The 13038-nt window shown below is 44.6% G+C and carries 7 protein-coding genes; 2 read left to right on the top strand and 5 right to left on the bottom strand.

Features of this window, described 5'->3' with window-relative positions; all coding sequences use genetic code 11:
* The 5 genes from QUA03_RS16570 to QUA03_RS16550 all read right to left on the bottom strand — a co-directional run.
* A partial coding sequence (locus tag QUA03_RS16570) for a WD40 domain-containing protein (protein ID WP_333213353.1) occupies nucleotides 1–3201 on the bottom strand: 3201 nt, incomplete at its 3' end.
* Nucleotides 3202–3236: 35 nt separating this feature from the next.
* A complete protein-coding gene (locus tag QUA03_RS16565; protein ID WP_333213352.1) occupies nucleotides 3237–5516 on the bottom strand; it encodes an AAA-like domain-containing protein in 2280 nt (759 codons plus the stop codon).
* Between the two features lie 414 nt (nucleotides 5517–5930).
* Nucleotides 5931–7322, bottom strand: coding sequence for a serine/threonine-protein kinase (locus tag QUA03_RS16560; RefSeq protein ID WP_333213351.1), 1392 nt, complete (start codon nucleotides 7320–7322; stop codon nucleotides 5931–5933).
* Between the two features lie 29 nt (nucleotides 7323–7351).
* Nucleotides 7352–9877, bottom strand: a complete 2526-nt coding sequence (locus QUA03_RS16555) for an ankyrin repeat domain-containing protein (RefSeq protein ID WP_333213350.1) — start codon at nucleotides 9875–9877, stop codon at nucleotides 7352–7354.
* A gap of 205 nt (nucleotides 9878–10082) precedes the next feature.
* On the bottom strand, nucleotides 10083–10217 hold the full coding sequence (locus tag QUA03_RS16550) for a DUF4058 family protein (protein WP_445304859.1): 135 nt from the start codon (nucleotides 10215–10217) through the stop codon (nucleotides 10083–10085).
* Between the two features lie 322 nt (nucleotides 10218–10539).
* Between QUA03_RS16550 and fbp the strand changes: the two genes are divergently transcribed.
* Complete coding sequence (gene fbp, locus QUA03_RS16545) at nucleotides 10540–11613, top strand: class 1 fructose-bisphosphatase (protein ID WP_333213349.1); 1074 nt, start codon at nucleotides 10540–10542, stop codon at nucleotides 11611–11613.
* 234 nt (nucleotides 11614–11847) lie between these two features.
* Nucleotides 11848–13002 carry a transaldolase gene (gene tal, locus QUA03_RS16540; protein ID WP_333213348.1) on the top strand — a complete coding sequence of 385 codons (1155 nt, stop codon included), beginning with the start codon at nucleotides 11848–11850 and terminating at the stop codon, nucleotides 13000–13002.
* Nucleotides 13003–13038 lie beyond the last annotated feature (36 nt).

Below are 13038 nucleotides of genomic sequence, written 5' to 3'. Positions count from 1 at the left end.
GTGCCACAGTTTGATGGTTTTGTCAAAGCTTGCAGAAGCCAATGTCAAGCCATCGGGACTAAAGGCCACGCTATAGAGCGGATTTCTATGCCCGGTGAGGGTAGCGATGGGTTTTTGGGTTTGCAAGTGCCACAGTTTGATGGTTTTGTCAAAGCTTGCAGAAGCCAATGTCAAGCCATCGGGACTAAAGGCCACGCTATAGACCTCATTGCTATGGCCGGTGAGGGTAGCGATGGGTGTTTGGCTTTGCAGGTTCCAGAGTTTGATGGTGTTGTCACTGCTAGCAGAAGCCAAAGTCAAGCCATCGGGACTAAAGGCAACGCTTCTGACATAACTGCTATGCCCGGTGAGGGTAGCGATGACTTTTTGGGTTTGCAGATGCCACAGTTTGATGGTGTGGTCACGGCTAGCAGAAGCCAAAGTCAAGCCATCGGGACTAAAAGCGACGCTCCAAACCCAATTGCTATGCCCGGTGAGGGTAGCGATGGGTGTTTGGGTTTGCAGGTGCCACAGTTTGATGGTGTTGTCGTCACTTGTAGAAGCCAAAGTCAAGCCATCGGGACTAAAGGCGACGCTATTGACCTCATTGCTATGCCCAGTGAGGGTAGCGATGGTTTTTGGGCTTTGCAGATGCCACAGTTTGATGGTGTGGTCACTGCTTGCAGAAGCCAAAGTCAAGCCATCGGGACTAAAGGCAACGCTTCTGACAGAATTGCTGTGATCGGTGAGGGTAGCGATGGGTTTTGGGCTTTGCAGATGCCACAGTTTGATGGTGTTGTCGCTGCTAGCAGAAGCCAAAATCAAGCCATCAGGACTAAAGGCGACACTATAGACCGGATTGCTATGCCCGGTGAGGGTAGCGATGGGTTTTTGGGTTTGCAGGTTCCAGAGGTTGATGGTGTTGTCACTGCTAGCAGAAGCCAAAGTTTTGCCATCGGGACTAAAGGCGACGCTATAAAGCGAATTTTTATGCCCGATGAGGGTAGCGATGGGTTTTTGGGTTTGCAGGTTCCAGAGGTTGATGGCGTTGTCAAAGCTTGCAGAAGCCAAAGTTAAGCCATCGGGACTAAAGGCGACGCTATTATAGCCAGGATTGCTTTGCCCGGTGAGGGTAGCGATGGGTTTTTGGCTTTCCAGGTGCCACAGTTTGATGGTGTTGTCAAAGCTTGCAGAAGCCAAAGTCAAGCCATCGGGACTAAAGGCGACGCTTCTGACAGAATTGCTATGCCCGGTCAGGGTAGCGATGGGTTTTTGGCTTTCCAGGTGCCACAGTTTGATGGTGTGGTCACTGCTAGCAGAAGCCAAAATCAAGCCATCGGGACTAAAGGCAACGCTTCTGACAGGATTGCTATGCCCGGTCAGGGTAGCGATGGGTTTTTGGCTTTCCAGGTGCCACAGTTTGATGGTGTTGTCGTCACTTGCAGAAGCCAAAGTCAAGCCATCTGGACTAAAGGCAATGCTTCTGACAGCATTGCTATGCCCGGTCAGGGTAGCAATGGGAGTTTGGCTTTCCAGGTGCCACAGTTTGATTGTGTTGTCGTCACTTACAGAAGCCAATATCTTGCCATCTGGACTAAAGGCGATGCTTCTGACAGAATTGCTATGCCCTTCCAAATGATTGCGCTCTTTTACTGCGGACGCTGCTTGTTGCAGCGCAGCTATCACTCGCCCTCTAAGATGTTTTGTCGTCTCGGCTGAAGAATCTAGTTGTTTGAATGCTTGCCCTGCCTTTAATGCTTCCAACAGTGCTTGGAATATCTGTCCTGAACGAAATGATTCATTAGAAAAAGCAGTTTCCTGGATGACATTTGCTAAATTCTGGGCTTGAGTGACTTTATAGGTGGCTAATTGCTCTGCTTTAATTAGCGTCTGATTCGCTTGAGTCAAAATTTTATTCGCTTGTCTCTGTGCTTCTAACTCTCGTTCAACTTCCCGTTGTTGGACTTCCCGACTGGCATTTAAAAACTGATAATCTAAATCACTCAAACTTTTGCCGGCTGCCCAATTTTGAGCATCTTGCAAGGCTTGGCCCCGCAACAGTCGCGATTCATCTTGACAATCCGACTCTATCCAAGCTTTAAAAGTTTCGCTGTAAGGGCGGAGATTCGCTAATTGTTTTTCCACCCAATATAGGTTAAAAACCGATTGATAAATCCGGTTATAAACTTTAAGTTTGCCAGACTGCTTAACCACCAATCCAGTTAATCGTAGTTCCATTTGTTCGGGACTATCATCAGTCGCTATTTCATTGTGCTGCAAAATTTGCTGATATAGTCCCAATAACCTACTTGCCCGTTGTTCGCTCCGTAAAATGCGATCGCGAATCGTCTTCAAGTGTTCCGGTTCATCCTGTCCTTCCCAATGCTCAATCACCTTTTCTCGGACTAAATTTTCTACCCACTCAGCGGGATATTGCATGGATGCAGAGTTGGCATGATTGAGCAGCAATTTACAAACTTTTTGCGTTAAAAAGGGCTGTCCTCCTGTCCAATATAACACCGCTTCTAACAATGCTTGCGAATTTTCTGCTTGACTCTCTAACCCAACTGCCAAAGGTTGGGCTTCTGCTAATTCAAACCCCGTTAACTCTATCCCTCGACCAATATTAAAAGGAGTTCGTCGCTTGTCTTGAATTAAATCTGAGGGAGTTGCCACCCCTAACATCGTAAATGTTAATCGACGATAGTCGGGTTTATCGGCTCGATTATTATAGCAATCACGAATCACAGCAAAAAAATCTTCTATTTTAAAGTTTAAGCTGATTAAGCTGTCCGATTCATCGACAAAAATTACTATATTTGCTGAGATATTCTTGAGTAATACTTCTTCAACGAATTTACTAAATCGTTTAACGTTCGATAGTAATCTATTCTGCTCCCACCATTCATCTAAATCAAAAATTTCATACAAATCTAATCGGCTGACGATGCTATCAATCACGCCTGCATACCACTCTTCTGGTGTAATATCTGAGGTGCCAATTTCTGTGATGTCAATGCTACTACAGGCGATACCCTCTGCTTGTAACCGCTGCATTGTCCGCACTCGCAGGGATGATTTTCCCATTTGTCGGGAATTAAGAACATAGCAAAATTCTCCGGCTTTTAAAGCTTGATAAAGTTCTTCATCCGCCTTTCTAGTGACATAAGTTGGGGCGTTTGCAGGCAGGCTACCTCCCACTTGATATTGATAATCTTTCATAGGTAATCGTTAATTCTTAGGGGAAAATCCGAGAATCAAGGAATCAATTTGTACAGCCGTACAGGTTCAGAAATTCCCTTTAACTGTTGCATTCCTAAGTCAATCACATTTAAAGATAAATGGGTTTTAACGACTTGATAAATTGTCTCAGAAATACAGATTCCTCCTGGTTCTGCTTTCCCTTCTAAACGAGCAGCTAAATTTACACCAGCCCCCCTGATATCATTATTAAGAGAGAAAATTTCTCCCAAGTGAATACCAATGCGGTGTTGGAGGACATGACTCGCAGGTAAGGTTGTAGCAGCTTGGGCGAGACTTCGTTGTATTTCTAGCGCACAGGCAACTGCTTTTACGGCACTTTCGGGAAAGCAAATTAATAAACCATCGCCCATTTCTTTAAGGACTTTGCCTTGATATTTAGCGCAGATGCCTCGGATGATGTTGAAATCTCGATTTACTAATTCTAGTGTCAGCTTTTGGTTGGCAACCGATAAGGCGGTGGAATTAACAACATCCGAGAACATAATAGCTGCTAAATTACTCTCTACGAGCAAGCTTGATGGGTTATTAGGTTGTTGCACAGGAGTAATATTTGGTTGGGGAGAGGCTAGGCGATCGCGAAAATATTGACGATACAAACCACACAATGGCATTACAGCATTTCCCTGAAATTTGATCAACCCCATGCTTCGCAATTTAAAAGCCTCTCCGGTATTAATCTCTACAGGTTGTTCGCTGTTAATTACTTGTCTAATTGTTGCTGCTAGTTGTGCATCTGTTTCCAAGTTAACTAAATGCCGTCGTAAATGATCGTAGTAAGGGCCTTCTTCAGTAGGAGCTACTTTTAGCAAGCGCTCTAAGGTAATTCTCCCCCTGGCAACTTGGTAGAGAGCAACTCGAACTAAATAAGGATGACCGCCCACCATTTGCATCAGGTCACAAATCTCTTGATTTGACCAATTTAATCGGTGTCGATTCACTAAATCTGTTACCTGTCTCTGATTGAGTTCAGGTAAATCTATCGGCAATCCCACGTTAAATGGCGACTGATTAATATTGAGAGGGATATAAACTTCTTGAGAGTGAGAAATGACTAACCTCAGCTTTTTCCAAATTTCCTCATTTTTCCCCCGCTCGTGCCAAGCTCGTAATAATCCAAAGAAGTCGGTGGCTATTTCGGAATGCACAAAAATCCGATCGACTTCATCTAACCCTAAAACAAGAGGTTGATCGCTGTCAGATAGTAGATAGCGTTGGAAATACTTCGTAGTTTTATTTTTACTGCCGAGAACGCCTTTCCAATATTCTCCTAACCTATCTTCTAAGTTTAATTCATTGGTAATCTCACCACAAAACCACTGCAACAACTCATCAAGATTGGTGAGAAAACTACCATCAGCCCATTGAAAGTTTAAATACGCTGTTTGATATCCCTTTTCCTTGGCGTGGTCTAAAATTCGCTGCACTAAGGAAGTTTTTCCCATTTGCCGGGGGGCTTTGATTCGGATTAAAGCTCCGGGTTTGACAATAGTTTGGTAGCAGTCCGATTCAATGGGAGCCCGATCGATATATAGCGGTGAATCCAAACTCACAGAACCTTCGGGGTTGTCTAAGTTGAGCAGAGAAAGGGGAGGTGCGGCGATCGATCGCGCATTTTCCACCACAGGCGACGACTTCTCAACTATATCGCTAACAGAAGCATCGCGCGATCGCCCTGCTGCATCCAACTCAGAAAAATCCGACTTTTTCTTTAATACCGGAGTAAGTTCTTCGGGAATACCAGCCATGCTGATGCTAACGCAACCCAACTTGTAGGCAAATTCGATCGACTCCCCCGCCGCCAAGGTATCGTAAAAACCTACAGCAAATTCTCGTGCGGCTTGATCTCCCACCGCTTTGTTCATGCCAATCACATAGGGAATATGACGTGCGATCGCGTCAGCTTGCACTTCTGAATAGCAAGCGTTGAGTATTACGCACTCCACGTACTCATTAAACGCCTCAAACAAAGCTGCCAAAGCTTTGGCATTTACCAGCTTAATTTGTCCCGCCTCATCTTCCAAGGCTAAACCGCCTTCTCCTGCACCATGCCCGGAGAAATGCACAATCTCTGGTTTATAATCTAATATGGCTCGCTGCATTTCTCTGGGTGTCACCGCCCACTGTTGCTCAAGTTGGAACTTGTCGGCCTTTTTAGAGCGTTGCAACCCCTCTGCAATTTCCTTCGCCTCTTTCTGTAAGTCCACAGGGGTGGTATTTTTGGGGTTGGCTGCTAAAAACAGGATAGTTTTTTTATTTCGAGTAGAAATACTCATCAATCGAACCTTCACGCTTAGGAGATACTGGAGCTTAAGGACACTACCCCACTCAGGGCGAGATATTTCTTGCCTTGACGGTATTTAAGCACAAACATCTTTATTTTTGTTGGTCAGTCAATTGGCAGAAAGGAGCACCCTGAGTCAAGCATAACCAATCGAAAAGGCGATCGCGACTCTCAACTAATCTTTTAGCTACGTATTCAAGAAGTGCGATCGCCTTCCTCTTTTGCAGTCCTATTTCATCAATATCGAGATTCTTTATAGTTTTATTCTCATGCCCTATCCAGGATTTTCTGATGATTATTATTGCCTAAATTAGTACATAAAATTTTCTATAATTCCGCATTTATTTAATCCACGTACTCAGAAAAAAACGGTTTTTTTATCAACTCTGTGGATGACAACAATGATTTATTTTAGTTTACTTAAACACTCATTTAATTCTCCTACCAACCATTCTTTCTCAGCTTGCGGCAAAAATAAGCCAAAACAATAGTTACGCGACTTGGCGCGAATCCCGCAAAAAGTCATCGATTTTTTGAGCAATGGCAGATGAATTCCCCTCAACTTTACCCGCTGGATATCTTGAGGGCTGATTTGAATTGGTCTTGGTCTAGTGAATAGATAATAATCAATCCAACACAAGCACATCAAAGCATAAAATACGGTAAATATTATTACAGCTATGATTGATATAAATACAAATCGCTGAAATAATATACCTAGCCAGTCGGCTACAATGTATTTAAACAAGCTAACTGTCGAGTCCAGCGGTACGGGTATCACCCCTAGTGATAAGTGGAAAATTGGAAGGAGCAAAGAGCAGGGAAGTAAAACTTTACAAGTCAGATGAATGAAGTGGAAAAACCCTTTGAGTCTGCTAGGTGAACGATCGGGGTGTATATGGATGAATAACCACCGTTTCGCGTCAATTAAAGTAATTCGGGATTGTGGCGAGCACTTAAACATTTTTTCGGGATTAATCCCGCTTGGCTGTTCCCCTCGCAGCGCTAATAAAGCATCTTTTGCTGATTGAAATCGATCTTCAACTGCGGGTTCAATTATCTGATCTAACCAGTCGGCAAACTCTGGAGAAATAGAGACGCGATCGCGGAATTTTACCTTCAGCTTTTGTCTGGGTAAATCCGATGGAAATTTCTGGGTTAACAGGAAAAGCAGCGTTGTTCCTAATCCATACAAATCTGTTGATAATACAGCTTTTCCTCGGAATTGTTCTGGTGCCATGTAACCGTAGGTCCCGACAACGGTACTGCCTCCAGTAACGGTATGATGGTAAGTATTTTGAACTGCGCCAAAATCAACTAGGAAGACTCGCCCATTTTTTTGCAGAATAATATTTTGGGGTTTAATATCTCGGTGGATTGCAGGAGGTAACAGCGATTGCAGATAAGCTAGAATTTCTAGCAATTGATAGGCGATATGACGAACTTGAGCTTCATTTGGTTTCCAGCCATTTTCTATCCACTGTGCGAGAGATTTTCCCGGTGCGAGTTGTTGGGCGATATAAAAACAACGATCTTGGGAAGTATCCACTTGAAAGTAGTCAATGTAGCGAGGAATTCCCGGATGATTCAATCCCGATAAAGTTTTTGCTTCTCGTTCAAATAACTCGATTTTCTTCCATTCAGTTGTCAGGCGCAGGGATAAAGCTTTGAGTGCAACTTTTTGATTGCTGTTTAAATCTACAGCAGCATAGGTGATTCCAACTCCACCCTGTCCTAATTTGCCGATTATGCGATATCTTTCAGCAATGATTTTTTCCGATTGTTCTAGTTTTTCCATATTTTTATGCGTGGGGTTATTTGGGATAATTAGTCTGTTGCGCCGCGAGATCTGAGTATTTTGGCTGCTGCTTCTCGGTCGGGGTTCCAGTTGGTTTCTGCTATCTTTAGCGGCGTCTCGCCATAGCAGTTGGTAACGTCAATTTTTGCACCTTTAGCAATCAGTAATTTTAAGATTTCTACCGTGCCATAATGTGCGGCTTTATGCAGTGGAGTTGTGTCACATATATCTCTGTTATTGACATCTGCACCGTTTTTAATTAGCAGTGCAGCAATATCATTGTGTCCGATCGCGATCGCTTGATACAATGGAGTTTGACCGTTCGCATTTCTAGCGTTAACCCTTGCGCCATTAGCAATTAGCTGTTCAGCGATATCTTGAGAGCCTTGAGCAACAGCAAGATGCAGGGGAGTTTGAAGCAAGTTATTTTTGGCATTAACGAATGCACCTTTGGCAATGAGTTTTTTGGCTACATCCTCAAGTTTGAAATCGACAGCGATATGCAGTAAAGTTCTGCCTTCTTTGTCTTCACTATTAACATCTGGGTTTTTACTAATTAGCCGCGCCACTGTATCCTGAAGTTTCAGGTCTACGGCGATATCCAGTGGAGTTTTTCTTTGATTATCCTGGATATTAATTTCTGCACCTTTAGCAATCAGCAATTTTAAGATTTTTACCGTGCCATAATGTGCGGCTTTGTGCAGTGGAGTTGTGCCAGATCCATCTATATTATTGACATCTGTACCGTTGTTAATTAGCAGTGCAGCAATCTCATTGTGTCCGATCGCGATCGCTCGATACAATGGAGTTTGACCGTTCGCATTTCTAACGTTAACCCTTGCGCCATTAGCAATTAGCAGTTCAGCGATATCTTGAGATCCTCGATCGACAGCTAGGTGTAAAGGAGTATTTCCAGATTGGTCTATAGCGTTGATATCCCGCATTAGCAAAGCAGCAACTTCTTTTGTGGTTGCATAGTGCAGTGGAGTTCTTCGATAGTCATCGCGGATCGCCACATTTGCACCGTCTTTAATTAGCTGTTGTACCAACTCCTTAAAGCCTATTTTGGCTGCGTTATGTAATAAAGCTGTACTCTTGCCATTTCGGGCATTGTCTTCTTTGATGTTAATTTTTGCGCCTGCTGCGAGTAGTATTTGTGCTATTGCCTTCGATCGCGCCCTATGTAGAGGAGTCAAGCCATTTTTGTTTTTGGCATTGACATCCGCACCTTTAGCAATCAGCAACTTTGCCATTTCAGGCGATCGGGCCCAGAACAGAGGAGTTGTACATATACTATTACACGCCCCAAATTGATCTTCTCCCCAGGCGTTAATATCTGCACCTTTAGCAATTAGCGTCTGTGCCACTTTTATGTGATCGTACACAGCAGCCATGTGTAATGGGGTCCAGCCATATGCACTCTTAGCGTTGACATCTGCACCTTTGGCAATTAACAATTCTGCCACTTCTTTTGACCCAGCAAAGTGTAGTAAATTCTGATTATTTACCCTGCTATTAGCATTAATGCCAAGATCCAGATAATGCCTAACAGTTTTAGTATCTCCCCGTTCAACAGCCTGGACAACTGCATTGGGGGTAAATCCAATCCGGTTGAGGATGGGATATTTAAAGTGATTGAAAACAGCAACAGTAGCGATAGCAGCAATTCCTATTTTGAGGCGCTTTTTCCATTGCGTCGGATTGGATTTAACGTTAACTATTCGAGGATTGCGAAGAGATTCAAGCGCTTCTTTAGCCGATCGAAAGCGGTTTTCTAAATCTGGCGCGATCGTTTTTCCTAACCAATCGGCAAATTCTGAAGAAATCTGAATTTGAGAGCGAAAATCTTTCTCTAGTATATTTGTTGGTAATTCGGCGGGGGAACGGTGGGTTAGTAAATACAACAACGTCGCTCCTAAACCATATAAATCTGTTGCAGGTACGGCTTGTCCGAGAAATTGTTCTGGAGCCATATAACCATAGGTTCCAACTACGGTACTTCCTCGCATTAAAGTATTGTAATAAGTGTTTTGCACTGCTCCAAAATCTACCAAGCAGACTTCCCAGTCTTTTTGTTTGTGGGAATTGATGGGCGATTTGAAAACAATATTCTCTGGTTTAATATCCCGGTGGATGACAGGTGGTTTCTGTGAATGAAGATAAACTAAAATCTCCAAAATTTGTGTGGCAATGCGTTGAATTTCGGACTCACTAGCGTGCCAGCCACTTTCGACTAAACTTGCTAGAGATTGCCCTTGGGCCAGTTCTTGTACTATATAAAAACAACGGTTGTCGGGAGTATCGACATAAAAATAATCCAAATAACGCGGAATTCCCGGATGATTCAATTTTGATAAAACATTGGCTTCTCGTTCAAAGAGTTCCAGGACTTTCCAGTCATTCATCTTCTGTAAAGACAAAGCTTTGAGTGCGACTCGCTGGTGTGTTTGGAGGTCAACGGCTTCATAAGTTGTGCTACTACCGCCTTCTCCGAGTAGCTTTTTAATTTGATAGTGTTTGACTAAATTATGGGGAATTTGTTCGACAATATCCATAGCATTCTCCTGGGTTGATGAGTCCCAACAAACATTTTATATTTGGGTTTTTAAACCCCAAGTTTTGAAAAATTTATGCAATGCAAATTGAGTGTTTGAGTAGATTTCAAACAAGTCAATAGAAAAGTCAATGAGGGACTCTGTATATTTGCTTAAATTTCAATTACCGTATTTCTATGGATAGCTTACCCAGAATTTTGGAGTGTCATATCGCCTTTGGCGAAAATTTACGTACGGGATATTGATCGTAATCGAGCCGATAATCATAGCCGGCGCGATCGTAAATGCCTGCAAGCAATTCCGGCAAATTAACAATAGGTTCTACATCTTCTTCGCGCAAAGGAAGTTGTCGGTCTTTTTGAGATGCTAGCCAACGTTCGTAGGCTTCTCTATCGCCACTTTTTCTCTCAGCGCCCTCTGCGTCCTCTGCGGTTAATCAAAAAAAGTAGTGATTTTGGATACAATTCTCGACTCAACAGTCGATCGAACTCCTCAATTTTCGATGGGATCTAAAATTCACCTAAAGTTCGACGCCCTTTGGCAAAACCCTCCCTAAGATAGAAGTTAGGGGACGATCGGTCTCATAGCCGATTCAGGGGCAAGTGTCAAGGACTCCATCGAACCCAAATCCAGAGCAGCAAGACAGGGAGGACATCAAAATCATGGTAAACGCGCCGACAGGGGAAACCCGCCTGGGCCCGACAGATCAGGTGCAAGCCTTAGACCGCGATTGCACAACCCTATCTCGTCACGTACTCCAGCAACTTCACAGCTTTTCAGCAGATGCTCAGGATCTCAGTGCGCTGATGAATCGCATCGGGCTGGCGGCAAAGCTGATCGCGAGGCGGCTCAGCAGAGCCGGATTAATGGCAGATGCCTTGGGGTTTACAGGGGCTACGAACGTGCAGGGAGAATCCGTCAAAAAGATGGATATCTATGCCAATGAAGTGTTTATCTCGGTATTCCAGCAAAGCGGACTTGTCTGCCGCTTGGCTTCGGAGGAAATGGAAAAACCCTACTACATTCCCGAAAATTGTCCGATCGGGCGTTACAGTCTGCTCTACGACCCCATAGACGGTTCTTCCAATCTTGACATCAATCTCAATGTAGGCTCCATATTCAGCATCCGCAAGCAAGAGGGGGACGATGCAGATGGTTCTGCTTCCGACTTGCTGCAACATGGACACAAACAAATTGCCGCTGGTTATGTGCTCTACGGCCCGAGTACCATGCTGGTTTATTCGATCGGTCAGGGTGTTCATTCCTTTACCCTCGACCCCAGCTTGGGCGAGTTTATTCTAGCTAACGAAAACATTAAGGTTCCCGATCGCGGCCCGATTTACAGCGTTAATGAAGGCAACTTCTGGCAGTGGGAGGAATCTTTGAGAGACTACATTCGCTACGTACACCGCAGCGAAGGCTACAGCGCCCGGTACGGCGGGGCTTTGGTGGGAGATTTCCACCGGATTTTATTTCAGGGAGGCGTGTTTTTGTACCCGGGAACGGTGAAAAAACCCGAGGGCAAATTGCGTTTGCTCTACGAATCGGCTCCTTTGGCGTTTTTGATGGAGCAAGCCGGCGGGCGCGCCAGTACGGGGACTCAAGACATCATGGATGTAGTGCCGACCAAGCTGCACGAGCGATCGCCCTTAATTATCGGCAGCAAAGAAAATGTAGCGATGGTCGAGTCTTTTATTCAAGATCGATCGCGCAATCCTAGAACAGTCCAAGGGTGAAGGAAGTTCGGCAACGGATTGTGTAACGGATGTAACGGATGTAACGGATGTCAGGAAGAGGGAAGCTCGGCAACGGATTATGTAACGGATGTAACGGATGTCAGGAAGAGGGTTTTAACTTATAACTTTCGACTCCCAATTACCAATTCCCCATTGCCAATTTTCAATTACCAATTTTCAATTTCCAATTTCCAAGTCCCAATTAACAGCTATCAAATTGTAGGAGTTACAGTAATGACAGCAACACCAACGAATCACCTGTTAGAAATCAAAGAAATTGGCCAAAGTATCTGGATGGACAATTTGACTCGCGATCTGATCGAGTCCGGCGAACTCAAACAGATGATTGAAAGTCGGGGACTGCGCGGGATTACATCTAATCCGGCTATTTTTGAGAAAGCGATCGCGGGTAATGTGATTTACGACGCGGATATCGAAGCGGGCATCCGGGCGGGCAAATCTGTAATGGAGATTTACGAATCTCTGGTATTTGAAGATATCCGCAACGCTTGCGACATCTTCGCCCCAGTTTACGCAGAGTCGAAGGGTTTGGACGGCTACATTAGCATTGAAGTACCACCGACGATCGCCAACGACACAGAAAGCACGATTAGCGAAGCCATGCGCTATTACCAAGCCCTCGGCAAAGAAAACGTGATGATTAAGATTCCGGGAACCGCTCAAGGTTTGCCAGCAGTTGAGCGAGTCATTAGCGAAGGCATTAACGTTAACGTGACTTTGCTGTTCTCGGTTGACAGCTACGTCGAAACCTTCTGGGCTTACATTCGTGGTTTGGAAGCGCGGGTGGCTAAAGGTTTGGATGTGAGCAATATTGCTTCTGTTGCCAGTTTCTTCTTGAGCCGGATCGACATCAATGTCGATGGCAAGATAGACGAGAAACTCAAAAATGTTACAGATATTTCCACAAAAGCTAAACTGGAAGCAGTGAAGGGGAAAGTGGCGATCGCCAATGCGAAGGTAGCTTACCAGAAGTATAAAGAGATCGTAGCGAGCGATCGCTGGCAAGCTTTAGCAGCCAAAGGAGCGAAAGTACAGCGCTTGCTGTGGGCTTCCACCAGCACCAAAAACCCCAACTACAGCGATGTCATGTACGTCGATGAACTAATCGGCCCCGACACGGTTAACACTTTGCCGCCGAACACCGTTGAAGCTTGTTTCGATCACTGCGATGTCGCACCCCGGATTGAGAACAATGTTGCAGAAGCTTACACCCTGATCGAAAGTCTCAAAGATCCCGACATCGACATCAACTTGGACCAAGTGATGGCAGACTTGCTCCTCGACGGGATTGATAAATTCGTCACCCCGTTCCAATCCCTGATGGATTCCTTGCAAGAGAAAGTCCAGAAGTTGTCACCCGTCGCTTAGGCAGATATCTGTATCCTGAAAGGCAGAAGCATTTAG

This window comes from Microcoleus sp. S36b_A4 (assembly GCF_036700645.1).
GTDB lineage: Bacteria > Cyanobacteriota > Cyanobacteriia > Cyanobacteriales > Microcoleaceae > Microcoleus.
Note: the sequence above shows the minus strand (reverse complement) of the source record. Positions and strands in the feature narration are given on the sequence as shown.